Source organism: Myxococcus sp. MISCRS1, from assembly GCF_026626605.1.
Taxonomy (GTDB): domain Bacteria; phylum Myxococcota; class Myxococcia; order Myxococcales; family Myxococcaceae; genus Myxococcus; species Myxococcus fulvus.
In genome coordinates, this window is the sequence record NZ_JAPNKB010000001.1 from 3,613,335 (window position 1) to 3,637,240 (window position 23,906).

Annotated in this window: 17 protein-coding genes and 1 pseudogene; 9 read left to right on the plus strand and 9 right to left on the minus strand. The window is 70.2% G+C overall.

All coding sequences use genetic code 11. From position 1 onward, the window contains the following. Positions 1 to 8 precede the first annotated feature (8 nt). From OWM54_RS13895 to OWM54_RS13910, 4 genes are all read right to left on the minus strand, one after another. On the minus strand, positions 9 to 1,211 hold the full coding sequence (locus OWM54_RS13895; RefSeq protein WP_267697816.1) for a serine hydrolase domain-containing protein: 1,203 nt from the start codon (positions 1,209 to 1,211) through the stop codon (positions 9 to 11). A gap of 103 nt (positions 1,212 to 1,314) precedes the next feature. After that, on the minus strand, positions 1,315 to 3,090 hold the full coding sequence (locus tag OWM54_RS13900; RefSeq protein WP_267697817.1) for an acyl-CoA dehydrogenase family protein: 1,776 nt from the start codon (positions 3,088 to 3,090) through the stop codon (positions 1,315 to 1,317). Positions 3,091 to 3,249: 159 nt separating this feature from the next. Further along, on the minus strand, positions 3,250 to 5,418 hold the full coding sequence (locus tag OWM54_RS13905) for a bifunctional alpha,alpha-trehalose-phosphate synthase (UDP-forming)/trehalose-phosphatase (RefSeq protein ID WP_223746268.1): 2,169 nt from the start codon (positions 5,416 to 5,418) through the stop codon (positions 3,250 to 3,252). 14 nt (positions 5,419 to 5,432) lie between these two features. Further along, positions 5,433 to 6,581 (minus strand): hypothetical protein, encoded by a 1,149-nt coding sequence (locus tag OWM54_RS13910; RefSeq protein ID WP_223746267.1) that lies wholly within the window; start codon positions 6,579 to 6,581, stop codon positions 5,433 to 5,435. A gap of 332 nt (positions 6,582 to 6,913) precedes the next feature. On the opposite strand from OWM54_RS13910, the gene OWM54_RS13915 reads away from it, so the two are divergent. Continuing rightward, the gene (locus OWM54_RS13915; RefSeq protein ID WP_223746266.1) at positions 6,914 to 8,125 is read left to right on the plus strand and encodes a sensor histidine kinase; all 1,212 of its coding nucleotides are present in this window, start codon (positions 6,914 to 6,916) and stop codon (positions 8,123 to 8,125) included. A gap of 240 nt (positions 8,126 to 8,365) precedes the next feature. Next, a complete protein-coding gene (locus tag OWM54_RS13920) occupies positions 8,366 to 9,718 on the plus strand; it encodes a sigma-54-dependent transcriptional regulator (RefSeq protein ID WP_223746265.1) in 1,353 nt (450 codons plus the stop codon). Between the two features lie 7 nt (positions 9,719 to 9,725). Here the strand turns inward: OWM54_RS13920 and OWM54_RS13925 are convergent, their stop codons facing one another. The 3 genes and pseudogenes from OWM54_RS13925 to OWM54_RS13935 all read right to left on the minus strand — a co-directional run bounded on the left by OWM54_RS13925 (position 9,726) and on the right by OWM54_RS13935 (position 12,189). Further along, the gene (locus OWM54_RS13925; RefSeq protein ID WP_141328359.1) at positions 9,726 to 10,205 is read right to left on the minus strand and encodes an SgcJ/EcaC family oxidoreductase; all 480 of its coding nucleotides are present in this window, start codon (positions 10,203 to 10,205) and stop codon (positions 9,726 to 9,728) included. Between the two features lie 98 nt (positions 10,206 to 10,303). Next, complete coding sequence (locus tag OWM54_RS13930; RefSeq protein WP_223746264.1) at positions 10,304 to 10,885, minus strand: imm11 family protein; 582 nt, start codon at positions 10,883 to 10,885, stop codon at positions 10,304 to 10,306. A 1-nt stretch (position 10,886) separates the two neighbouring features. Then, positions 10,887 to 12,189 (minus strand): annotated as a pseudogene (locus tag OWM54_RS13935) (AHH domain-containing protein). Between the two features lie 176 nt (positions 12,190 to 12,365). On the opposite strand from OWM54_RS13935, the gene OWM54_RS13940 reads away from it, so the two are divergent. The 6 genes from OWM54_RS13940 to OWM54_RS13965 all read left to right on the plus strand — a co-directional run bounded on the left by OWM54_RS13940 (position 12,366) and on the right by OWM54_RS13965 (position 19,143). Beyond that, entirely contained in the window at positions 12,366 to 13,814 is a 1,449-nt protein-coding gene (locus OWM54_RS13940) for a DUF6209 family protein (RefSeq protein ID WP_223746263.1), read from the plus strand. After that, positions 13,811 to 14,122 (plus strand): hypothetical protein, encoded by a 312-nt coding sequence (locus OWM54_RS13945; protein ID WP_046711330.1) that lies wholly within the window; start codon positions 13,811 to 13,813, stop codon positions 14,120 to 14,122. Before OWM54_RS13940 ends, OWM54_RS13945 begins: the two co-directional genes overlap by 4 nt. A gap of 255 nt (positions 14,123 to 14,377) precedes the next feature. After that, positions 14,378 to 16,930 (plus strand): hypothetical protein, encoded by a 2,553-nt coding sequence (locus OWM54_RS13950; protein WP_223746262.1) that lies wholly within the window; start codon positions 14,378 to 14,380, stop codon positions 16,928 to 16,930. 6 nt (positions 16,931 to 16,936) lie between these two features. After that, entirely contained in the window at positions 16,937 to 17,542 is a 606-nt protein-coding gene (locus OWM54_RS13955) for a hypothetical protein (RefSeq protein ID WP_223746261.1), read from the plus strand. Positions 17,543 to 17,643: 101 nt separating this feature from the next. Then, complete coding sequence (locus OWM54_RS13960) at positions 17,644 to 17,988, plus strand: hypothetical protein (protein ID WP_223746260.1); 345 nt, start codon at positions 17,644 to 17,646, stop codon at positions 17,986 to 17,988. A gap of 87 nt (positions 17,989 to 18,075) precedes the next feature. Beyond that, positions 18,076 to 19,143: a hypothetical protein gene (locus OWM54_RS13965; protein WP_223746259.1), complete on the plus strand. Its 1,068-nt coding sequence runs from the start codon at positions 18,076 to 18,078 to the stop codon at positions 19,141 to 19,143. A 36-nt stretch (positions 19,144 to 19,179) separates the two neighbouring features. Here the strand turns inward: OWM54_RS13965 and OWM54_RS13970 are convergent, their stop codons facing one another. Beyond that, positions 19,180 to 20,193: an NADP-dependent oxidoreductase gene (locus OWM54_RS13970; protein ID WP_267697818.1), complete on the minus strand. Its 1,014-nt coding sequence runs from the start codon at positions 20,191 to 20,193 to the stop codon at positions 19,180 to 19,182. An 87-nt stretch (positions 20,194 to 20,280) separates the two neighbouring features. On the opposite strand from OWM54_RS13970, the gene OWM54_RS13975 reads away from it, so the two are divergent. Next, positions 20,281 to 21,447 (plus strand): acyl-CoA dehydrogenase family protein, encoded by a 1,167-nt coding sequence (locus OWM54_RS13975; RefSeq protein ID WP_267697819.1) that lies wholly within the window; start codon positions 20,281 to 20,283, stop codon positions 21,445 to 21,447. 78 nt (positions 21,448 to 21,525) lie between these two features. Here the strand turns inward: OWM54_RS13975 and OWM54_RS13980 are convergent, their stop codons facing one another. Continuing rightward, positions 21,526 to 23,883 carry an arylsulfatase gene (locus tag OWM54_RS13980; RefSeq protein WP_267697820.1) on the minus strand — a complete coding sequence of 786 codons (2,358 nt, stop codon included), beginning with the start codon at positions 23,881 to 23,883 and terminating at the stop codon, positions 21,526 to 21,528. Positions 23,884 to 23,906: the final 23 nt, after the last annotated feature.

Genomic DNA, 23,906 nt, shown 5'->3' on the forward strand with positions numbered 1-23,906 from the left:
GCTCCGCCTCAGGTTCGGGGCACGCGGGCGGCGAAGGTGGTGGCGATGATGCGGTCGGCGAGCACCGGCCGCGCGTGCCCCATGCGGTACGTGTTGAAGGCATAGACGAGGCGCCGGCTCGAATCCCGCGTGGCGCCCATCCCGCTGACATAGCCCTGGCGCGCCCCGCGCCGTCCCCACACCGTCACGCCGCCCAACTCGTAGCGCGCCAGGCCCGCGCCGTGCGCCGCGCGACCACCGTGGGCCGAGGGCACGTCCGGCACGGTGAACATCTCCTCCAACTGCTCGGAGGGCAGCAGCCGGCCCCGGAAGAGCGCGGAGAGGAACGTGTCCAGGTCCGCGGTGGAGGAGATCATCTCCCCCGCGGCCCACATCAGGGACTGGTTCGCCTCCGTGACGTCCACCCAGCGCTGCGTCCCATCCGCGCTGGCGAGGGCCTCGTAGCCCCGCGCGTGGGGACCGGGAATCGTCGGGTCGTTGCCCGGCACGGACGTGTCGCGCAGGCCCAGCGGCGTGAGGATGCGCTCGCGCACGGCATGGCCGTACGGCCGACCCGTCACCTTCTCGATGAGCAGCCCCGCCACCAGGTAGCCGATGTGGCCGTACTCCTGCACGGTCCCCGGCGTGAAGCGCGGCCCCTGTGGGAGCGCCAGCGCCACCAGCTCGCGCGGAGACCAGCGACGGAAGCGGTGCTCGAAGAACCACTCGGGATGGCGCATGGACAGCGGGACACCGGGCAGGCCGTGGGTGTGGTTGAGCAACTGCCGGACGGTGATGAGCGGATAGTTGGGTGGCAGCAGGCCGGGCAGCGAGTGTTGCACCGGACGGTCCAGGTCCACGCGGCGCTCGCCGGCGAGCTGCAACAGCACCGTGGCGGTGAAGGTCTGCGTGAGGCCGCCGATGCGGAAGCGCGCGTCACCAGGCATCGGCGCGCCGGTGTGCAGGTCCGCCACACCCGCGGAGCCGAGCCAGCGGCCCGCGGAGCCTTGCACGCGGACCTGGGCGGCCGTCGCGTCGGGCAGCTCGATGATGACCTGTCGCAGCGTCTCGCGGTCCAACGGGGCCAGCAGTGACTGGCCCCAGTCCAGGCCCTGTTCACGGGTGTCCACTTCGTTGGAGAGCGCTTCGTCCCCGGGAGCACACCCCGTCCCGGAGAAGCTCACCACCAATACCGCGGCACCGACCCGCAGACCCCGGCGCGGGACATCCATGTTCCCTCTCCCCTCTCGAAACTCCGGCCCGGGGACAGAACACCAGTGAGGGGGAGCGGTGTCACCCGCTCCGTGGGGATTTCGTGGACTGGACCACGTCAGGTCAGCGGAAGCGTCGGGCCCACGCCTCCACGTAACCCTCCGGGGCGGCGATGGGCGCCTCCCTCAGGGCCTCGGGCAGCGCGAAGGACTCCAGCACCCGAGGCACGTGGGGCAGCAGCTCCACGCAGGCCTCGCGCAGCTCCACGTCCAACCGCCGCGCCTCCTCCGCGCCGAGCAGCCCCTCGGACTGGAACCAACCCGCGTGACGCCGCAGGCCGTCGGCCACGAAGACCCGGAGCACCGCGCTCGCGGTCCGGAATCCCTCCGACGACGGGACCTCCGCCCGGAGCGCCACCTGCAAGCACTCCAGCGCGAGCGCCTCGCCCTGCGCCTCCGCCAGGGCGATGGCCTCCGTGGACCACGCGTTCCAACGCTCGAAGCGATCTTCCCCGGGCCCCAGAGGCGCCTCCAGGCCCTGAGCGATTCGCGTCCGCAGCCGTCGGGCCCGCTCGGCGAACAGGCTGGAGCCCTCCGTCCGCGCCGCGTCCGTCCCCTCCGAGGGGGTCCAGAGGTGCTCGCCCATCACCAGGCGCCTGGCGGCGGTGAGCTGGAGCACCTGGTTCTCCCCTTCAGCCGTCATCACCGCCTGACATGTCCCCAGGTACTCCGGGATGCGATTGACGCCGAACATGCCCTGCGCGCCGCAACGCTCCCGACACGTCTGGATGATTTCGAAGGCCGTCCGGGAAATGTACGGTTTGAGCAGCATGGCGAGCAGCGAGAGCCTCTCGCGCTCCTCGTCCCCCTCCTCACTGAAGCGTTCCTGCACGAACCGGCCGAACAGCGTGCAGGCGTGGATGCGAGCCAACCCGACGAGCAGGTCGTGCTGGACGTTCCAGCAGTCCAGCATCGCCGCGGTGCCCCGGTCCGGCACCGCGACCCGCCGCTGGCGAGCGTAGCTCAGCGCGATGGAGAGCGACGCGCGGGCGCTCGCCACTGTCCCGCACGCCAAGGCCACCCTCCCCGTCTGGAGCATCTCCACTGTGCGCCGGAAGCGCTCGCGCTTGCCGTAATCGCTGTGGAAGACCCCCTGCTCGCTGATGGAGCCCGCGTCCCCCGGCAGCCAGTCCCGGAAGGAAAGCCAGACACGGTCGAACCCGATCATCGCGTTGTCCATGGCATACAGCGGCCGCTCCGGCTGGGGCACCACACGCACGCCCTGATGGAGGCCGCCGTCCTTCCCCCTCAGGCGGAGGATGAAGGGGAAGACGCCCTGGTCCTCCCCGGCCACCTTGAGCCGCGCGGCGATGACGACGAGCTTGGGGACGTCCTCCGCCCCCACGTTCGGCATGAACTTCAACGCGGCGTCGCGCGGCGTGGTCAGCCAGAAGCCGCGCCGGTCATGGTCATACTCGGCCTCCGTCTCCAAACTGAAGACGGTGCTGCCATACCCCAGCTCCGTCAGCAGGAAGACGCCCACCGAGTCCCCGCTGTCGAGCTCGCGCAGGTAGTCCTCCAGGTCCGTGCGCCCGCGCCCCAGGCTCAGCAGCGCGTTGAGCGTGAGGTTGAAGTGCCCGCTGAGCACCAGGAACAGCTCCGGCGCCAGCATCGCCGACCACTCGAACAGCGCGAACAGGCTGGGCAGGTCCTGGGCGATGGCCTTCCCCGACCCGAGCCCCCGGTGCACCTCCTGGAGCTGTCGGTACGCATGCCGCGCCCGCTCGCCCAGCGTCTGATGCTCCCGCTGACGGAACACCTCGGCGGCGAAGAGCCGCGCGAAACGGGACTCGCGCTCACGCGCGTTCGACTCGGCCACCGGAACACGGGACTCGGACATGCGGACCTCGCTCTGGAGTGGACAGCGGCGTGTCTGATAACGCAGACCCCACCACACTGCCCAATCAAAGACAAACATCCAGACCCGCAATCCCAGCCATCCATTCCCCGCACCCGCCTCCACCTGCGGGCGAGCGCGAAGCCCCCAGCCCATCCGCGCTCAGGAGGCCACGAGCGCGGCGAGCAGCTTGCGCACCTCCTCCGGACCGCTGACGCGATAGGTGGCGCGCGTGGGCTTGTTGCCCGCATGAATCGTGAGTCCGTCCTCGGGCATGGCCTCGAACAGGTCCTCGTCCGTGCGGTCATCGCCGATGGCCACCGCAAGCGTGCCGGGGGGCAGCCCGCGCAGGACGCCCTCCACCACCCGGCCCTTGTGCACGCCGTGCGGCCGCACCTCCACCACCTTGTCGCCTGGGAGGACATCCACCGGCCTGCGCGCGAAGGTCTCCGCCAGCTTCAGCCGCAGCTCGCGCGACTGCAGCGCGCCGAACTCCGGGTCCACCTGCCGGTAGTGCCACGCGAGCGACGCGGACTTCTCCTCCACGAACGAGCCCGGCACGCGCGCGGCGAACTCGTCGAGCACCGGCCGGGCCGCGGCCTTCCACTCGGCGGACACCCCCTCCAGCATCTTCCACGTGTCCCCGGGCCTGGGCCGCGACCACAGGCCGTGCTCCGCGTAGAGCCCCAGGTTCAGCGTCCCGAACCACGCCTCCAGCGTCTCCTTGGGCCTGCCGCTCACCACGCTCACCGAGAGGTCCGGCCGCGCCAGCAGCTTCGCCAGCAGCTCGCGCAGCGCATCGTCCGGCGCGGCCAGCTCCGGCCTGCGCGCGAAGCCCACCAGCGTGCCGTCATAGTCGAGCATCAGCGCCAGCCGCCCGGCGGACTTCATCACCTCCAGCGCCTCGGTGGCGCCCTGGAACTTGCGGACGGAGACCGAGGGCAGCCCCTGCAACCGCCCCAGGAAGCTGGACACCCACCAGTGGACGTCATGGGCCTTCACCTGCGCGCGCAGGGCGCGCATGCGCTCGCGGCGCTCGGGCTCGCCCATCTCCAGCGCCTCCTCGATGGCGTCCGCCGCCTTCTCCACGTCATAGGGATTGACGGAGACGGCCCGGTGCAGCTCGTCCGCCGCGCCGGCGAACTCGCTGAGCACCAGCACGCCGTCGTCGTCCGGCCGGGCGGCGCAGAACTCCTTCGCCACCAGGTTCATCCCGTCCCGCACCGGCGTGACGAGCATGACGTCCGCGGCGCGGTACAGCCCCGTGAGCTGCTTCTCGTTGAAGGAGCGGTAGAGGTAGTGCACGGGCACGTTCTGCGTCGTGCCGTACTGGCCGTTGATGCGCCCCACCAGCTCGTTCACCTGCTCGCGGTACGTGGCGTACTCGCTCACCTGGGTCCGGCTGGGCACCGCCACCTGGATGAAGCGCAGCCGCCCGCGCCACGTGGGCTCGCGCTCCAGCAGGCGCTGCACGGCGAGCAACCGGCGGGGGATGCCCTTCGTGTAGTCGAGCCGGTCGATGCCCAGCAGGATGCGCTGGCCCTCGGCGCTGCGCCGCAGGGACGCGACCTCCTCCAGCACGCTCGGCTCCTTCGCCAGTGACTCGAAGGCCTCCGTGTCGATGCCCATGGGGAACGCGCCCACGCGCACCTGGCGCCCTTCCCACATGATGCGGTCCACGTCCGTGTCCAGGCCGAGCTGCCGCAAGAGCGAGCCGGAGAAGTGCCGCACGTAGCTCACGGTGTGGAAGCCGATGAGGTCCGCGCCGAGCAGCCCCTTCAGCAGCGCCTCGCGACGGGGCAGCGTGCGGAAGATTTCGGACGAGGGGAACGGGATGTGGTGGAAGTAGCCGATGCGCGCCTCGGGCAGGCGCTGGCGCAACAGCCCCGGCACCAGCATGAGCTGGTAGTCGTGGACCCAGATGATGTCACCGGGTTGATAGTGCCGGGCCACCAGGTCCGCGAAGCGCTCGTTGACCTTGCGGTACACCTCCCAGTCGCGGTCCTGCCGGGGGACGCGCTCCAGCATGTAGTGGCACAGCGGCCAGAGCACCCGGTTGGAGTAGCCCTCGTAGTAGCGGCTCACCTCGCTGGGCGACAGGTGGATGGGCACGCAGCGCTCCTCGGCGAGGCGGGCCTCCACCTGGGTGCGTTGGGTTTCCGACAGACGGGACACGTCACCGGGCCAACCAATCCACAGGCCGCCGGAGCGTTCATGGGGTCGTCGAAGGCCCGTGGCCAGCCCGCCGGAGCTGAGCACCACGGCGACACTGTCCTTCTCCACCTTGACGGTGACAGGGAGACGATTGGAGACGAGCAGGAGTCGAGGCATAGAACCTCAAACCCTTATTCACTCCCTCCACGAATGGCCATCGCCGATTCGCGCGAGGTGGCGATTGTTGGACCCTCGCGTGTCGCCCGAGGTGCCCAGCCCAGTCGCGCGAGCAACGCGGGCTCGCGGCCGGGTTTCCAGATGAACGCATCCAGCACGTAGTGCGTGGCCTGCGGCAGCGCGAGCAGCGGCACCACCAGCGCCAGCAGGTCCGGCGACAGCGTCCACTCCGAGCCCCCGAAGAGGCCCGTGCGCTCGTGCCAGATGAAGCGGTCCCACAGGAGCTCCTCCGCGAACGCCAGCGCCACGAGGAACAGGAGGAAGCCCGGCAGGCCCGCGCGGAGGATGGAGCTGGCGACGCCGAAGTCCCCTTCCCCGTCGCGGCCTCGCGCGTAGCGGAACAGGAGCGCGAAGTACGGCACGCCGTGCAGCACGACGTTCATCACCGTGAAGGTGAAGTCGTCGCGCGCGAGGACGATGCCGCCGAACCACGTCACCCACGTGGCGCCGATGAGCAGCACCTTGCCCAGCTGGAGTCCCTCGCCGCGCGCCACGCGGGCGAGCTGGAGGCCAGCCCAGGTGAGGAGCACGCCCGCGTGCAGCACCAGGGCCACGGTGCCGAGCCACGGGGGCAGCCCCGGGAGGAAGTCGCCCTCGACGAACCACCAGAACGCGCGCGGCAGGTTCGCGTGCCACCACACCACGGGGCCCACGGTGGCGGCGTAGATGGCGGCGGCGTCGAGGCGACGCTCCAGGTCCGAGGCGCGGGCCTTGCGCGTGTAGAGCGCCACCCAGCCGTACTGCTGGCGGACGAAGTGGAACAGCGCCACGTAGGCGAACAGGGTCCAGAACGCGCCCGCGGAGATTTGATGCGCCAGCACGCCCACGACCCAGGCGACCAGGGGAGCCCCCAGGTAGAGCCCGGGGCGCTCACGCAGCTGCCCCGGGTCCAGGTAGGTGCGGAACAGCGTGGACCAGACGTGGGCCACGTCCACGCAGACGACGAGCAGCAGCCACGCCCAAGGAGGCGTGTCCCCCGCGGCGCCGAGCCACGGCGCGGCGAGCACGAGGGCCACGGACGCGAGGGCACTGCCAGCGAACACGGCGAGGTCCACGCGCGGACCGAACAGCCAGCTCTGGGAAGGCGCGAGGAAGCGGGGCATCCGGACCGAGAGGCTATCAGCACCGTGGAGCGGTTGGGTGGCGAGGCTCGGCCCCCTCGTGGGGGCACGAGGAGGCGAGGTGTCCAGGCCACATCGCCATCAACTCGGATGAGCCGAGTGGTGCGCCGCTCCCACGTGGGCGACGCAGACGGAGAGCACGAGAGAGAGGCGGGCATCTGACCAGGCCGGCAACGCCATGGAGTGGAGGGCCCCAGGCAGGGTGTGTCCGGCCCTCGCGGCGATTCAGTCCGCGCCGGGAAGTGGAGGGGCTTGCAAGCGCGGCGCGGCTCCCGCGTAGTGCGCCTGTCGACCTCCTTCCCGAAGCTTCCGCCATGTCCTCCACGCCCCCGCCCCCTCGCTTCCGTCGTCGGCTCCTGGCGGTGATGCTCCTGGCGGGACTCGTGCCCCTGGTGTTGCTGGGCGTGGTGGCGCAGGGCGTCCTGGAGCGTGTGCTGTCCGTCTCCGTCGCGCCCGTGGAGGCCGTGCTGGACGAGGTGTCCGTGAACCTGGAGCGACAAGGGCTCTCTCGTGACGCACTGGACGAGGCGCGGCTGAACCTCGCGCAGGCGGAGCTGACCCGACGGGCACTGGCGCGCCGGGTCCCCGCGTTCATCACCGTGCTCGTGTTCGTCTCGGGCTGTGTGCTCGCGCTGGCCGCCGTGCTGCTCGGCCGCGCGCTGACCCGGCCGGTGACGACGTTGACCGAGGGCATGTGGGCCTATGCCCGTGGCGACCTGTCGGTGCGTCTGCCTGCCGTCGACCCGCCGCGCGACGAGCTCCAGTTCCTCCTGGGCCAGTTCAACCGGATGGGACAGGAGCTGGTCGCACAACGCGAGCGCGCGAAGTCCGCCGAGCAGATCGCCGCATGGCAGGACGTGGCGCGCGCCTTGGCCCATGAGCTGAAGAACCCGCTCACGGCGATGAAGCTCTCGCTCGCGCGGCTGTCGCGCTCGGACCCGGCGTCTGCCGCGGACACCACGCGCATCTCCGAGTCCGTGGCGCTGCTCCAGGAAGAGGTGGAGCTGCTCATGCGCATGACGCAGAGCTTCTCTACCTTCGCGCGGCTGCCCGCGCCGCACTTCCAGGACGTGCCGCTCCGGCCGCTGCTCTCCGAGGTCTGCTCACTGTACGCGCGGACGTCTGCGGTCCCCGTGGAGCTCGTCCCCGGTCCCGAGGTCTCGTTGCGCGCGGACCCGGACGGACTTCGCCGCCTCTTCGGCAACCTCGTGAAGAACGCCACCGAGGCATCCTCCGAGAGCGCCGCTCCGGTGCGCGTCTGCGTGGAGGAGTCCTCCACGGGCGGCGTGCGCGTCACCGTGACGGATGGAGGCAGCGGCGTCCCGGGTGTCCTCGAGGGCGCGGCGCTCACCCGTGGACTCTTCAGCACGAAGCCCGAGGGCAGCGGACTCGGGCTGCCCATCTCGCAGAAGATCACGCACGAGCACGGCGGACAGCTTCGCCTGGAGCCCGCGCCGGGCGGCGGTACGCTCGCCAGCGTGGAGCTTCCCCTCGTGCCTCCGCCCGCCCAGGTGTCTCCGTCATGAAGCCCGGCTCGCGCATCCTCGTCGTCGATGACGACCCTGGCATCCTCGACGCCGGTGCGCGACCTCCTGCGCGGCGTGGAGTCCCCCTGGTGCCACGGCCCCTCCAGGTGTCTCCGTCATGAAGTCCGGCCCCCGCATCCTCGTCGTCGATGACGACCCTGGCGTCCTCGATGCCATGCGCTGCCTCCCGCACGACGTGGAGCATCCCCTCGTGCCTCAACCTCTCCAGGTGTCTCCGTCATGAAGCCCGGCCCTCGCATCCTCGTCATCGATGACGACCCCGGCGTCCTCAAAGCCCTGCGGGGCCTGTTGAGCGACGAGGGCTTCACTGTCGTCGAGGCCCGCTCCACCGCGGAGGCGACCCGCGTCCTCGATGCCCCCGAGGCTCCGCCCGCGATGATGTTGCTCGACCTCCGCATGCCCGGAGAGACAGGCCTGGAGTTCCTCGCGCGACTGCCCCGCCCCCTGCCCGTGCCCGTCGTCGTGCTGTCGGGCGAAGCCTCTCCCTCCGAAGCCGCGCAGGCCCTGAAGCTCGGCGCCACCGACTTCGTGGAGAAGCCCCCTTCCCCCGAGCGACTCCTCACGGCGCTGCGCAACGCACTGGCGCTCGGCGCGCTCCAGGAGGAGCGAGAGCGACTGCTGGACGCGCTCGCCCGCCCTGGACACCTCGTGGGCGACAGCCCCGCCATGGAGGCCCTGCGCCGGCTCATCACCCGCGTGGCCCCGAGCGACACGGCGGTGCTCATCACCGGCGAGACCGGCACCGGCAAGGAGCGCGTCGCACGCGCGCTGCACCTGGCCTCGGGCCGCAAGGGACGCCTCGTCGCCGTCAACTGCGCGGCCATCCCGTCCACGCTGCTGGAGAGCGAGCTGTTCGGCCACGAGAAGGGCGCGTTCTCCGGCGCGCACAGTCGGCGCGCGGGGCGCATCGAGCAGGCCCACGGCGGCACGCTGTTCCTCGACGAGATTGGCGACATGCCGCTGGAGCTGCAGGCCAAGCTGCTGCGCGTGCTGGAGACACGCGAGGTCGAGCGACTTGGCGGCTCGGCGCCCGTGCCGGTGGATGCGCGTGTGCTCGCCGCCACCCATCAGGAGCTCGCCCGCGCGGTGAAGGACGGCCGCTTCCGACAGGACCTCTTCTTCCGCCTCAACGTGATGCCGCTCCACATCCCGCCGCTGCGCGAGCGCCCCGAGGACCTGCTCCCCCTCGCCCGCGCCTTCGCCGCGGAGTTCGCCGGACGCGAGGTGCCCCTGACGCTCGCGCCCGGCGCGGAGGTGGCCCTGCGCGCCTACCCGTGGCCCGGCAACGTGCGCGAGCTGCGCAACGTCATCGAGCGGCTCAACCTGCTGCGCGGCGACGGGCCGATGTTGCTCGGACCGGAGGCCGTCTCCGGCCCCCTCGCCTCCCCCACCCCCAAGCGCGCCAGCGTGGGCGAGAAGAGCTACCGCGAGCACGTCGAGGACTTCGAGCGTGAGCTCATCCGCGCCGCGCTCCAGGAAGGCGAGAGCATCGCCGGCGCCGCACGCCTGCTCCAGGTGGACCGGGGCAACCTCTACCGTCGCATCAAGGCGCTCGGGCTCCCCGTGAGCTGACAGCGCCTCACGGAGCCGCGGGCCGCGGCTTCACGTCCGTGTTCTGCCCCGCGACGATGCGCCACGCGCCGTCCGCCGAGCGCTGCATCACGTAGCGCATCTGCGTCCTCAGGACTCCCGGCTCGGTGTTCTGCACGCCCGGAGGAAGGCCCGGATGGCCCGTCACCTCGTGCGTCGTGTCCACCACCGCCACGTCGTCGCCGACGAAGGAGATGCGGCGCACCGTCACCTTGCTCTGGCTGCCCTTGAACAGCGACTCGAAGATGGCCGCGTGGCGCTCCTGGATCTGCGCCTTCCCCTCGAACATCGTCCCCGCGATGTTGATGAAGTCCGCGTCGGGCGCGAAGTCCTGGGACCACACCACCGCGTCCTGGCGGTTCCAAGCCGCCGTCTGCGCGTCCACCTGCTCACGAATCCGCTGCTCGTCCCGCGTGTGGTCCACGTGTGAACACGCCAGGGGGAACATCAGCCATGCGCACGCGGTCATCACCCGAAACCTCCGGGCGGTGTCGAGGGGCAGTTCGGGGAGCAGGTCAGCGAGCATCAGAGGGTTCTCGGGGTGGGTGGTGGCCTTGGCGTGCCATTCTATCCTTCGCTGGGGCCCGTCACGCGTTCAAATGACACTCCAAGGTTCCCGACTCCTTCGAGTGCGTTCTTGATGTCTTCGGAAACAACGAGCGCGACCTTGAACTTCTTCAGCCGGAAGACCTGCGCGCCCTCGGTCTTCGAGGGGTCGATGCGAAGCCCGTAGATCCAACGGTACTGACCTGCGAACTCAGGGAAGGTTCCTTCGCGGTAGTGCTGCACTTCCGCGCACCGTGCCTCATCAATGGCATCAACCGCCTTGATGGCATTGACGACGAAGCTCCTATCAGACTCTCCCTCGATTGACACAGGGAAGAGTTGAACGTCATCGGGTGCCAGGGTTCGGAAGACGTCAGCGATTTCTTCATGACCGAGGGGCGTTTCCTCGACCCCCGCGAACAGGAATGTGCGCTTCTGGCCGGGATGTGAAATCCGCGCTTTGAGGGGCCCAGGATCTACAAGGACGTGCCCTTCTGTGAACATCCAAGGCTCATCGAACGCCTCGCCAGAGGCTCGTGTTGGCGTTTCAAGGAGCCAATGCGGCACATTGGCAAGCCTCACCCAATAGAAGTGGCGCTCCACCCTACTCCTCCACCTTCACGATGAAACGCCGAAGCTTGGAGTCCGGCGTCATCAGCTCGTTCGCGATCTGCGCCAGCTCCTCCGTCAAGCTTGCACGACAGGTCTCTATCGTCCGGCAACGCGAAACAGAGCGGTCGAGGCGCTGCATGACCTCTCGATGGTACAGCTCGGGGTGAGGGCCCTCGTGCCCCTTGAGCCGCACCTTGTTTGCCGCATCCTCCAGACTCATACCGGCCTTCTTGAAGATGCGCTCACACTCGGGCGTCCACGGCCCCCCTGTTGCATCCGAAATCGAGTTCTTGTTCGTGCAGATGTGGTGAACAGGCCCGACCTCGTCACCGGGAATCCGCCCATCCGAGTACATCGCCAGGGCAGCGGCTGCGCCAGGCGCCAGCGCGACATGGAGCACGCCGGCGGCGGGAAGCGCCATCGAAGTCACACCGCCATTCATCGCCGCTCCGAGCTGGAACCCCGATTCAGCCCGCGCTCGGACCACGGCTTGCGAGAAGCCAGGGAGCTTCGGACCTTGAGCCGCCATGGCGTTCTTGCCGCCCAGCGCCGCGGTGACGAGCAGCACCAGGACGCGCGTGCCGTTCGTCCCCAACACCCTCCCGAACCGATGCCCGATGTCCTGCAACTCGATGACGCTCGTTGCTCGCTCCGCGTCGTCCCACAACCTCACGAAGCCCCGGCCGATCTCCCAGACCGGCAGGACGCCCAGGTAGGCCACCATCGCCGCCGTCAACGCCACCGCGATGACCTTCGTGATGGGCTCAGGAAGAGCCATCGTGAGGAGCACTGTCAAAGCAGCCGAGGTCAGCAGGGCCTTGAGTGCCGCCGGGTTCAGCACCTTGCCGACCTCCACCTCGACGCTCTCCCAAACAGTATCGAGCGCGAAACGACAGCGCCATCAACGTCCGGTCCCTGCGAGAGAAGGTCAGACCCGTTGCCCCAACGAGGGTCAGGCACTCATCGCCATCAGGGCAGATGCGCGCGGACAGCGACTCGGGCGAGCCTCCATGGCCTGAGTCCACAATGCCCTTCGAGGACGCGAGCAGCGTCCTGGACCGCACCCAACCTCGTTGGTCGGCCTCGTCCGCTTCGCGAAAGGCGACGTCCATCCGAAGGTCGAGGATGAGTGCCGTGAGGGCGGACTTGAACTCATCCTCGGTGACCTCGACCGGGTCAACGTCCACGGACTCGTGGACGACCCGCTGACCGCTCCCCGTGTCGAGCTGGACGACGCGGCCGGTGGCACAACCGGCCGTGAGCAACAGCAGCGGGAGTATCCCAACCCACCTCATAGAGTCCCCCGAAGGTGAATCTCCCGAAATCCAGGGCGGATGGCATCCTGGGTCCAGTGTCCAGCAACTTCAACGGGATTCCCCGTGCGACTCCCAGTGAGCAGGAAACCCAGGAAGCCCCGGGGCGATAATCCCATGCGGCCACCCCCAGGTCGCCCCACAGGAAGAGTCGCCCCATGTCGAACCGCATCGGCCGCCCCACCTTCGTCCCCACCGCGCAGACGGGCCTCACCCCGGAGCGCGAGCGGTCGGCCCGGGCCACCGGCGACAAGTCCTCCCAGACCCGCGCCAAGGTCGACCAGTTCGAGTCGCGCGCCGCCCGCCCCAACGCGTCCCTCCTGGGCACCGCGCTCCCGACGGCGGCGGTCGCCCTGCCTTCCAAGGCCGCGGACATCCAGCCCCAGCTCCACGCGGCCACGGGGTACTCGGCCCACTTCGGCTCGGGCAAGCGCACCGCCACGGCGCACGTCGAGGGCCAGGGACAGGTCCACCTGCCCACCGGCTCGGGCCGTGGCCCCTCCTTCCACGCGGAGGCGGGCAAGCCGCTGACGGTGACGGCGGACCCGGCGCGCTTCTCGTCGCAGCACCAGAAGGTGGAGCTGGTGTGGCGGCTGGTCCCCGGCGGCGCGGAGAACGTCGTCCCCATGTCGGACGGCACGCGCGACGCACAGGGCCGGCTGAACCTCCAGCCGGGCACCTTCGACGTCCCTCCAGACGCGACGGGCCTGGTGCGCATCTCCTTCCGCACCACGGACGCGTCCGGGCGCACCAGCAACCAGTGGGACCCGAGCAGCGACGCCTCCATCGCCTCCGCCGAGGGCGCGACGGTGTCCTTCACCGACGACTTCCAGACGCAGGTGGACGGCACGCTGCGCGCGGGCGACAAGCTGCAGCTCGCGTATGACCAGGACCGGCTCAAGTCGCTCGCGGGCGGCAAGACGCCCACCGAGGTCGTCGCCTGCGTCTCCTTCAACGGCGAGCCGCCGCTGGAGTTCCCGCTGGACCTGCAGGCCCAGGACGGCGGCAAGGGCGGCGCGTTCATGCCCTCGGTCCGCGTGCCCTTCGAGGCCACGGACGTGCAGGTCTGGTTCCGCGGCAAGGCGGACGACAACACGACGTGGGACTCCGCCAACGGGCAGAACTTCAAGTTCTCCGTGGGCGTCACGCGCGACGACGCGGAGCCGGGCTGGAAGAACGAGCTCTTGCGCAGCAAGAGCTTCCCCAACCTCAGCGCGGACAAGTTCGTGGGAATCGGCCCTTCGTCACAGCGCTACAACTGCATCGCGTGGACGCTGGGCAACCGCAACGAGTGGGTCTGGCCGGGCACGCGCGTGGAGGACTTCGACAAGCTCTACGCGCAGCAGGGCTACCAGCCGCTCGACACGTTGGACCTGAGCCACGACCCCACGCTGGAGAAGGTGGTCATCTACGGCCGCAAGCCGGTGACGGGCAACGGCCCGCTCGAGGTGACGCACGGCGCGCTGATGGACGAGCAGGGCCGCTTCACGAGCAAGATCGGCACCCAGCCGCTCATCCGTCACAACAGCGCTGACGACCTCACCGGGCCTTCGTATGGTGCGCCCGTGCGAGTCTACGTGCGGCCCCGGCCGGTGAGCGTGTCATGAGCCCGTCCAGCGAGCGCTTCGACGCCCTGGCCGCGGAGTGGGAGCGGCACTGCGAGGAGCACCGGGAGGCATCCAATCCCTTCGTGTTCGTCCAGCATCCGTCCTTCGAGTCGCTCGTGGGGCTCGGGCGCGCGGCGGTGCCGCTCATCATCGAGCGCTATCGCCACGGCAGCGTGTTCTGGGGCGCGGCGCTGCGCCGCATCACCGGCGTCACCACCTTCGGCGAGGGCGTCGTGGGGGACCTGGAGGCGAACCGGCGCGGCTGGCTGAAGTGGTGGGACGCGCACCAGGCCGAGTTCCCGGGCTGAGACGAAGCGGGACGCCGGGCCGGAAGGCCGCGCCCCGTCTGACACACCCACGTCCTCCGACAGCGCGAGCCTCCGGGACCCGGAGTGCTCCCTCGGGACAGGCGTGAAGACGTGCCGCAATCGCGGGGCGCGATGTCAGTATCACATCCGGATTCGACATCAGGATGTGCCCATGACATCGACACGGCTGGCCGGCCCTCGTCCTTTCAAGCACTTGTCACGACGCGGCGGCTGGAACGCAGCGTGCTCTGTCCCATGCGCATGAACCGCCTCGCGCTTCTCTCCTGCCTCGTCTCCCTCGCCTCCGGCGCCCAGTCCGTGCCGGACGCTGGCGTCGCCGCCGGGCCCCAGGCCGTCGACACGCCCTCCTCCACCACGCCTGGCCCCGCCACCACGGCGAGTCCAGGGAGCGCCGCCCAGCCCGAGGGGCGCGACCCGCGAGCCGACGACGAGCGTGACGACAAGCACGCGTCCGAGCCCGAGGGCGACTACGGTCAGCTCCGCGTGAAGACGTCCGAGGAGGACGCACGCGCCGAGCACCAGCGCTCGAAGCGCGGCAAGAAGTCGCGCGACGGCCGCAAGGACGCGTCACGCGAGCAGCGCGACCTGTGCGAGGACGAGGACCTGGAGGACGACGACAGCGACGAGCTGTCCGTGCTCGCGCCGCTCCAGCTCGACGTCGACGGCCGCGCGCTCACGCCGACCACGCTCGAGCTGCACGGCCTGCATCGGCTGACAGACGCCCAGGTCCGCGCCTTCATCCGTCCCACCCCGGAGGAGGGCAGCACGCCCACACCGGCGAATCTCCGGCAGACGCTGCGCCGGCTCGCGCGCACGGGCCTGTTCTCCCGCGTGGAGCCCCGCGTGCGCGTCACCGAGCAGGGCGCCGCGGTGCTCGAAATCCACCTGGAGGAGCACCCCATCGTCACCCAGGTGGAGGTCGAGGGCCTGCGGGACCTCCAGCTCGATGAAATCCTGGAGGAGCTGCTCCACCTGCCGCCGCGCTACCCGGACGAGGACGGCGACGAGGAGGACGAGGAGTTCGTCGCCACCCTTCGGGTGAACGGCGCGCGCGGCACGCTCACCGTCACCAGGCCCTGCCCGCCCCAGCACCCGCCCCGCGAGTGGCTGGCCCGAATGGACAAGGACACGTACCGCCCGGGCATCGTCCTCGGCGGCGTGACGGCCGCGCTGCAGCGCGCGTTGAGGGAGCTGCGCTCGGACGGCTACATGCTCGCGAGCCTCTCGGGGACGCTGACGCCGGACGGCAAGCTCACCGTCATCGTGGACGAGGGACGACTGGAGGCCGTCGACGTCGTGGGCGTGGAGGGCGCCATCGCCGACCGCGTGCGCGACGCGCTGGACCTCAAGCCCGGAGACGTCTTCCTGCGCAGCGACGCGCGCCGCGCCATGGAGCGGCTGGAGGCCCGCCTGCCGTTCCTGGAGGCGAAGAGCGTGGACACCGACTCCCGGGACACGGCCCGGCGCCGCGACGCGCGCATCGTCGAGGAGCGCACCGCCGATGGCGTGCGCCACTACCGGACGCAGGAGCAGAAGCGGAAGGAGAAGCGCCGCCGCGACAACGTCGAGGTCGAGCTGAGCTGGGGCGAGCTCTTCGAGTCCTGGCGCCACGGCCGCGACGGGGACGGCATCACCCTGGAGGGTCGCAAGCTGGTGGTGCACGTGCGCCCGCGCCGCCCGGACGTCGACGTGTCCCTGCTGCCCATCCACACGCAGGTGACGGGACTGGCGCCGGGCCTGGCGGGCTCGCTGCGCCTCTGGGATGGGAAGGACCGCATCCACACCACGCTCGACGCCGCCGCGTTCCTGGCGCTGCGATTGGGCGGCCAGAAAATCCCCGACGACCCCGAGGGCACGAAGCGGCAGCGCCGGGTGAACCTGCTCGGCGGCGCGAAGGTGGAGATTCCGGCGGTGGGCCTGGCGGAGCTGGGCGCCCAGGCGCACGACTTCACCGACACGCTGGACCGCTGGCGGATGAGCGACATCGACTCGTCGCTGTACTCGGCGCTCATCAACCGGCCGGACCGCGACTACTTTCGCCGCAAGGGCGTGGCGGGCTTCGCCACGTTCCGCTGGTCCGACTGGCTCGCGGGCGTCGAGTACCACTCGGACCGCTACGAGACGCTGCGCAGCTTCTCCCCGCCGCTCTCGCTGTTCCGCCGCGACTCGCCGCCCTTCCCCAACGCGCCGGTGACGGAGGGCCGCTTCCAGTCCGTGGTGGCCCGGGTGGAGTACGCCAGCAACGCGCCACGCGGAACGAAGGTGGGCTCGCTGTTCCGCACGCCGGAGACGGCGCTGCTCGACATTGACGGGGACTGGGACCACCGCCCGTTCCTGCACGCCTTCATGACGCTGGAGGTGGGCGAGGGGCCGGCGACCACCGGCGCGGACGAGCGGTTCTGGAAGCTGGTGGGCGACGCCTCCCTGGTGGTGCCCACCAGCGCGAAGACGGGGCTGCGGCTGCGCCTGCGGGGCGCGGGCGGTGACAACCTGCCTGAGCAGAAGCGCGAGGCGCTCGGTGGGTGGACGGCGCTGCGAGGCTTCGGCTTCAAGGAGTTCAAGGGCGACGTGTCCATGCTCGCGAGCGCCGAGTACCGGTGGCATGCCTTCGGTCTCTTCACGGACCTGGGCACGGTGCGCGGGGAGGGCGAGTGGACGGACCCGCGACTCGGCGTGGGCGCGAGCTTCCACTTCACCGACGACGTGCGCATGGACGTCGCGTGGCGCACGGACGAGAAGGCCACGGCCACGCCCGAGGCGCGCCTGTTCTTCGTGCGGACGTTCTAGAGGCCCATGGCACGCACGGGAATACACCGCAGACGCAGGCTCGGCGCGGCGATGGTGGCCGCGCTGGGGCTGTTCGCGCCCCAGGCCCTGGCGGAGGAGCCTCGCGTCGCCTGCACCGCCACGCTCTCCGGTCGGCGCGTGCTGGTGCGCCCGGAGGCCTTCGCCTTCCTCTCGGAGGAGCTGGACCGGCTGGTGCGGCTGGGCATGGCGGGCAAGGTGGAGGTGGAGCTGTCGCTGTGGAAGCGCCGGACGCTGTGGTTCAACACCCGGCTGGACGGCGCGCGGCTCACGCAGGTGATTGGTTACGGCCGCGAGGGCTATCTGCTGGATGGACGGCTGCTTCCACAAGGGCCCTCGGCGCTGGAACTGGAGCGCGTCGCCTGGACGCTGGAGTCCCGCCCCGACGTGGCCGACCGCTTCGTCGTCCAGGTGGAGGTGAGGCTGAACGTGGTGACGGCGGCCAGCCTGGGACGCATGGCCTCGTGGCTGCGGTGGAAGGATGAAGAGGCAGAGGCAGGCCGCAGCAGCCTGACGGGGACGCTGCTGCGCTCCGTCGCGGAAGACCTCACCCGACGCGCCTCCGGGCGCTGCGACGTCGCTCCGCCCACCTGAGGCGGAGGGACGCCCCGGCAACGACAGACACACACGCCCATCCCCATGGGTCCCACACGAATCGCGGTGCCCGGCCTCGCGTCGGGGCACGGAGAATGGTCATGCGCCGCTGGCTTCTCACCCTGTCCGTCCTGCTCACGTCCTGTGGGCTGCGCCTGGAGTCGCTTGGGAGCACGGTGCATGTCTTCGCGCCCGAGGACGCCGAGGCCCAGGGCGCGAGCATCCCGGTGCTCTATCTGGAAAAGGACCGCGCCCTCTTCTTCCCCGAGGGGGTGAGCGGCGCCGCCGGCGCCGTGGAGCCGCGCCCCAGCGAGCTCGTCGCGCTGGGGCAGCGAAAGGACATCGTCATCATCGCGGTGGACACGGAGCGCACGTCGGGTCCCTGGACGCCCTCCGGCATCCCGACGCGCTACGTCACCCACCTCGGCGCCACGGCCAAGCCCTGACGGCCCCAGGAAACCCTCTCACAAATCATTGACTAAACTACAGAAGCAACCAGACTGCGCCTGTCAATCAAACCCCTGGGGGGATTCATGCGCGATGTCGTCCGTGGACTCGTGGTCTGGGCGCTGTGCTCCACGCAACTGGGCTGTGGTCAAGAAGACCTGCAACCCTCGCACCTCGAACCGGATATCGAGGTCGTCGCCTCCTCGTCCGCCCCGTTGAGCACGAATGACGTGGGAGTCATTGCGCCCGCGGGTGGCTGCCCGGCCTTCGCTCCCACCGTCTGGATTCACATGGACAACGAGGACAGCCGCCAGACCAGCTCTGTCAGCGGCTGGGTGGGGGCCACCCAGGTGAACGGGGCCGGCAACACCACCTTCACCTTCTGTCGGGTCGACGGGAACAAGTTCAGGGCGCTCTCGACCAGCGCGGGCCCGTCGAGCAACTTCGCGCTGCTGAAGCTGGGGGCGAGCTGTCCCGCGGGCAGCGCCGAGTTCAGTCGCTACTTCGACAACGAAGACCGCGACAACATGAACTCGAACTCGAACTCGGCCAACATCTGGCCCAACCTGCAGGGTCGGGACACGACCCTGTACTTCTGCCTCTTCACGGGGGCGACGACTCCCGCCAGCTCGCTGCCCATCCTCGAGTTCGAGTATGGCGTCTTCGCGACCCCCTACTTCCGCTTCGGCAAGGGAGCGGGTGTCATCTTCACCGACGACGAGGACACCCGGAACGCCAACGCCTACACCGTGGCCTACGACTTCCAGTGGGCGGCCAAGGCCATCGTCACGGAGGGAGGGAACACGACGCTCTACACGGCCCACGCCGCGTATGTCTATTGCGGCGACAACAGCTGCAATGCCCACGAAGGCGAGCTGAGCTGCGCGTCGGACTGCACCGTCTGCGGCAATGGCATCTGCGGCCCCCGGGAGACCGCCACCTCCTGCGCCGATGACTGCGGTTGGTGCGGCGATGGGGTCTGCAGCAACAGCGAGAGCTCGAGGACGTGCGGGAGCGACTGCGCCCAGTGCGGTGACTTCGTCTGCAACGGTGGCGAGACAACCCAGTCCTGTCCGCTCGACTGCCGCAACTGCAACGACCTGACCTCCACCCCGGACGGGCTCATCCCCACCTGCCCCGGCCCCAACGGCTAGCCTCCCCCGAGGCGCGCCGCGATGCCGTGGCGCGCCTCACCCCACCTTCACTACCGCGCGCCCGAAGTTCTCGCCGCGAAACAGCCCGGCGAAGAGCGCGGGCGCGGACTCGAGTCCCTCCGCCACGTGCTCGCGGTGCTTCAGCGTGCCGTCCTGGAGCCACTCGCGCAGCGCCGTCCGCGCCTCGCCGAAGCGCGCGAAGTAGTCGAGCACCACGAAGCCCTCCATACGCAGCCTGTGGGTGATGAGGAACGGCGTGTTCTTCAGGCCCGCGCGCTGCTCGGGCGGCACGCCGTAGTCCGCCACCAGTCCCGACACCACGACGCGGCCCCTGAGCGCCATGCACGCAAGCGTCGTGTCCAGCATCGTCCCGCCCACGTTGTCCAGGTACACATCCACGCCCCGTGGACACTCGCGTCGAATCGCCGCGCCCAGGTCCACCTCCGCCCGGTAGTTGATGACCGCGTCGAAGCCGAGCGCGTCCTTCACCCAGCGGCACTTCTCCGCCCCACCGGCGATGCCCACCACCCGCGCCCCCTGACGCTTCGCGATTTGTCCCGCGACGGAGCCCACCGCGCCCGCCGCCGAGGACACCAGCACCGTCTCGCCCTCCTGGGGGCGCCCCAGCTCCAGGATGCCGAAGTACGCCGTCAGCCCCGGGATGCCCAACACGCCCAGCTCCGCGGACAGGGACTCGCTTCCGCGCTCCACCTTGCGCAGCCCCTTCGCGCTCACCACCGCGTGCTCGCGCCAGCCCCACCCGCCCGCCACCACGTCCCCCACCGCGTAGCGCGCGTCCCGCGAGTCCAACACCTCGCCCACCGTCGCGCTCCCGATGACCTCTCCGGGCCTCAACGCCGGCGCATACGAGTCCACGCCGCCCAGCCGCGCCAACGTCCCCGGGTCCACCGACGCGAACAACGTCCGCACCCGCAGCTCCCCCTCCCCGGGCGCGCCCACCTCCACCGGCTCCAACCGGAAGTGCTCCGGCTCCGGACGCCCGGGAATGTGGCGCGCGAGGACGATGTGACGGCTCGGCAGAGGGCTCATCGACAGGCTCCGGGTTCGAGGCGCCCCACCTTCTTCCGTCCACCTCCGACTGGCAACAGGAAGTCATGTCTTCCTAGGCTGTCCACCATGACGAGTCTCCCCACGCCCCCCGTCCATCCCCTGCTCGCCACCGCCCGGGAGCTCGCGCCGCGCCTGTCCGAGCGCTCGGCCGAAATCGAGAGCGCGCGCCGCCTGCCCGCGGACCTGGTCTCCGAGCTCAACCGCGCCGGCGTCTTCCGGATGATGATTCCCGAGACCTACGGCGGCCTGGAGCTGCCCCCCGCGCTGTCGTTCCAGGTCATCGAGGCGCTCGCGCGCGCGGACGGCGCCACGGGCTGGAACGCGATGATTGGCGCGGCCACCGCGCTGACGGCCGCGTGGCTCCCGGAGGCCGTGGGCCGCGCCATCTTCTCACGGCCGGACGTCATCACCGGCGGCGTGGCCGCGCCCCTGGGCCGCGCCGAGCGCGTCGAGGGTGGCCACCGCGTCACCGGCCGCTGGACCTGGGCGAGCGGCAGTCAGCACTGCCACTGGCTGATTGGCGGCGCGCTGGTGACGGAGGGCGGCAAGCCCCGCATGGTGCGCGAGGGCGTGCCGGAGACGCGCCTGTTCTTCTTCCCCGCCGAGCACGTCACGCTGCACGACACGTGGTTCGCCGCGGGCCTGTGCGGCACGGGCAGCGGCGACATGGAGGTGAAGGACCTCTTCGTCCCGGACGACCACGGCTTCTCGCTCTTCGCGCCCCCGCGCGTCGCCCGGCCGCTGTATGGCTTCCCCTTCGGCCTGCTCGGCCTGGGCATCCCCGCGGTGGCGCTCGGCATCGCCCGGCGCGCCATCGACGAGCTGACCCTGCTGGCCCGCCAGAAGACGGTGGTGGTGGAGCGCAGGCTGCTGGCCGCGCGCCCCGCGGTGCAGGAGGCCGTCTCCGAGGCCGAGGCCCTCGTGCGCTCCTCGCGTGCCTTCGCGCTGGAGACGATTCACGCCGTCTTCGACGAGGCCTCCCGCGGCCCCGCCTCGGTGCGCGCGAGGGCCGAGCTGCGCCTGGCCATGACCCACGCCACACGAAGCTCCGCGCGCGCCGTGGACCTCATGTACGAGGCCGCGGGAGGCCCCGCCGTCTTCCACACGAGCGCGCTCCAGCGCTGCCTGCGCGACGTACACACCCTCACCCAGCACGCCATGGTGGCCCGGCCCACGCTGGAGCTCACCGGCGGAATCCTCCTGGGCTTCGACCCGCCGACGCCCGTGCTGTGACACGAAAAAGGGGCCCGGCCTCCCTGAAGCGCTGGGAAGAGACCGGGCCCCGAGGGGCGACGACGTGTCACCCCATGCCTACTGCCGAGCCATCACCGTCTTGCGCTCGGCCTGTTCGTCGCGCAGGTGCTCGCCGGAGACGTCCACCACCACCTCTCGCAGCGTGCCGCCCCGGAACGCATAGGGCGGGTGGTACATCGTGCTCACCGCGGAGTTGTCATCCCGTCCGCACGTCAGCCCCTCGCCCAGGCTGATGACCAGCGGCATGGTGGCGGTGATGTCGCTCTGCGCCACCAGCTCCCCGTCGATGAACAGCCGCCCGCGTCCCGGCGCGCCCTGGCCTCGGGCCAGGTCCGGCGCGCCCGTGGGCTCGAACTCGAACCTCAGCTCCGAGGACCCCACGGGTATCTCCACCGCGGACTCGATGTGGAACTCGCGCTCGCCCACGAAGTTGTAGACGTAGTGCAGCCGCCGATCCTGGATGAAGAAGGTGTAGCCGCCCGTGAGTCCGCCGTGGCAGAGCAGCACGCCCTCCGCGTCGCCCTCCACGTCCACCCTGGCGGTGATGGAGTGTGGCCGGTTGAGCACGTGCACCGCCACGTTCTCCGGCGCCGGTGACGTGTGCGGCCGGTACACGTAGCGCTTGCGGTCCGGGCTGATTTGCGGCCGCGTCAGCGAGAACAGGCTCCGGTCCGGCGACGACAGCGGGAGGACGTTGTAGCGGCCGGCCTCCACGTACCAGAGGGCAATCATCTCCAGCAGCTTGCCCCGCTCCTCCTCGGCCACGTCGTGCGTCTCCGAGCAGTCCTCCGCGACGTGGTACAGCTCCCAGCCCTCCGAGTCCAACTGGCGCAGCCGCTCCTCCGTCAGCGGCGACTCGCCGAACCCCTCACCCGCCTCGGTGAAGGAAGGCCCCGGGAAGGGGCACACCGCGCGCCAGCCGTCGTGGTAGATGGCGCGGTTGCCCATCATCTCGAAGTACTGCGTGTGGTGCTGGCTCTCGGCGCGCGCGTCATCGAACGTGTGCTTGAAGCTGATGCCCTCGAGGGGCGACTGCGTGACCCCCCGGAGCGAGTCCGGCGGCGTCAGCCCCAGACAGTCGAGCACCGTGGGCACCATGTCGATGGCGTGGCAGTACTGCGAGCGCACCTCGCCGCGCGTCCGAATGCCCTTGGGCCAATGGACGATGAACGGGTCCGTGGTGCCGCCCCGGTACACCTCGCGCTTCCACCGTCGGAAGGGCGTGTCCCCCGCCCAGGCCCAGCCCCAGGAGTAGTGGTTGAAGTACCTGGGCCCGCCCAGCTCGTCGAGGGCCGCCAGGTTCTGCTCCAGCGACTCCGGCGTGTTGTTGAAGAACTTCAGCTCGTTGACCGAGCCGTGCGGCCCACCCTCCGCGGAGGCGCCGTTGTCGGAGATGACCATGATGAGCGTGTTGTCCAGCTCCCCCGTCTCCTCCAGGAACGTCAGCAGCCGACCGATGTGGTGGTCCGTGTGCTCCAGGAACCCGGCGAACACCTCCATCATCCGCGCGTAGAGCCGCTTCTCGTCGGCGGACAGCGAATCCCACGCGGCCACGTCCGGGTCATGTCGGGACAGCTTCGTGCCCGGTGGAATCACGCCCAGCTTCAGCTGGCGCTGGAAGACCTTCTGCCGGTACGCATCCCAGCCCTCGTCGAACTGGCCCTTGTACTTGTCTGCCCACTCACGGGGCACGTGATGGGGGGCGTGCATCGCGCCGGTGCAGAAGTACATGAAGAAGGGCTTGTCCGGCGCGACCTGCTTGGCGTCCGCGATGAAGTCCACGGCGCGGTCCACCAGGTCCTCGGTGAGGTGGTAGCCCTCCTCGGGCGTCCTGGGCGGGAGCACCGGGTGGTTGTCGTGCATCAGGTCCGGGAAGTACTGGTGCGTGTCGCCGCCGAGGAAACCGTAGAAGCGCTCGAAGCCGCGTCCCAGCGGCCAGCGGCTGTAGGGCCCCGCCGCGCTCGTCTGCTCCGCGGGCGTCAGGTGCCACTTGCCCAGGGCATACGTGTTGTAGCCGTGCTCCAACAGCATCTCGGAGAGGAAGCCGTTCTCGAAGGGGATGGTCCCGTTGTAGCCGGGGTACCCCATGGAGCCCTCGGTGATGGTGGCCATGCCGTTGGAGTGGTGGTTGCGCCCCGTGAGGATGCACGAGCGCGTGGGCGAGCACAGCGCGGTGGTGTGCATGCCGCTGTAGCGCAGCCCGCCCTTCGCCAACCGGTCCAGGTTGGGCGTCTGGATGGGCGAGCCGTAGCAACCCAGGTGCCCGAAGCCCGTATCGTCCAGGACGATGAAGAGGACGTTGGGCGCGCCCTCCTTCGAGCGCACCGGCTGGGGCCAGGCCGGAGACGACTCATCTCGCGTCCGCGCGATGGTGCCGGGAAAGGCGCTGCCGGGTTTGTATTCCTTGAGCGACATGTCGCGTGCCTCCAAGAAGTCGT

Excerpts from the sequence above, each read along its gene's own strand:
- OWM54_RS13955 (WP_223746261.1), top strand. The coding sequence starts at position 16,937 with ATGGCACGCACGGGAATACACCGCAGACGCAGGCTCGGCGCGGCGATG.
- OWM54_RS13950 (WP_223746262.1), top strand. The coding sequence starts at position 14,378 with ATGCGCATGAACCGCCTCGCGCTTCTCTCCTGCCTCGTCTCCCTCGCC.
- OWM54_RS13895 (WP_267697816.1), bottom strand. The coding sequence starts at position 1,211 with ATGGATGTCCCGCGCCGGGGTCTGCGGGTCGGTGCCGCGGTATTGGTG.
- OWM54_RS13970 (WP_267697818.1), bottom strand. The coding sequence starts at position 20,193 with ATGAGCCCTCTGCCGAGCCGTCACATCGTCCTCGCGCGCCACATTCCC.
- OWM54_RS13940 (WP_223746263.1), top strand. The coding sequence starts at position 12,366 with ATGTCGAACCGCATCGGCCGCCCCACCTTCGTCCCCACCGCGCAGACG.
- OWM54_RS13905 (WP_223746268.1), bottom strand. The coding sequence starts at position 5,418 with ATGCCTCGACTCCTGCTCGTCTCCAATCGTCTCCCTGTCACCGTCAAG.
- OWM54_RS13915 (WP_223746266.1), top strand. The coding sequence starts at position 6,914 with ATGTCCTCCACGCCCCCGCCCCCTCGCTTCCGTCGTCGGCTCCTGGCG.
- OWM54_RS13920 (WP_223746265.1), top strand. The coding sequence starts at position 8,366 with ATGAAGCCCGGCCCTCGCATCCTCGTCATCGATGACGACCCCGGCGTC.
- OWM54_RS13945 (WP_046711330.1), top strand. The coding sequence starts at position 13,811 with ATGAGCCCGTCCAGCGAGCGCTTCGACGCCCTGGCCGCGGAGTGGGAG.
- OWM54_RS13980 (WP_267697820.1), bottom strand. The coding sequence starts at position 23,883 with ATGTCGCTCAAGGAATACAAACCCGGCAGCGCCTTTCCCGGCACCATC.
- OWM54_RS13910 (WP_223746267.1), bottom strand. The coding sequence starts at position 6,581 with ATGCCCCGCTTCCTCGCGCCTTCCCAGAGCTGGCTGTTCGGTCCGCGC.
- OWM54_RS13900 (WP_267697817.1), bottom strand. The coding sequence starts at position 3,090 with ATGTCCGAGTCCCGTGTTCCGGTGGCCGAGTCGAACGCGCGTGAGCGC.
- OWM54_RS13975 (WP_267697819.1), top strand. The coding sequence starts at position 20,281 with ATGACGAGTCTCCCCACGCCCCCCGTCCATCCCCTGCTCGCCACCGCC.
- OWM54_RS13925 (WP_141328359.1), bottom strand. The coding sequence starts at position 10,205 with ATGACCGCGTGCGCATGGCTGATGTTCCCCCTGGCGTGTTCACACGTG.
- OWM54_RS13960 (WP_223746260.1), top strand. The coding sequence starts at position 17,644 with ATGCGCCGCTGGCTTCTCACCCTGTCCGTCCTGCTCACGTCCTGTGGG.
- OWM54_RS13965 (WP_223746259.1), top strand. The coding sequence starts at position 18,076 with ATGCGCGATGTCGTCCGTGGACTCGTGGTCTGGGCGCTGTGCTCCACG.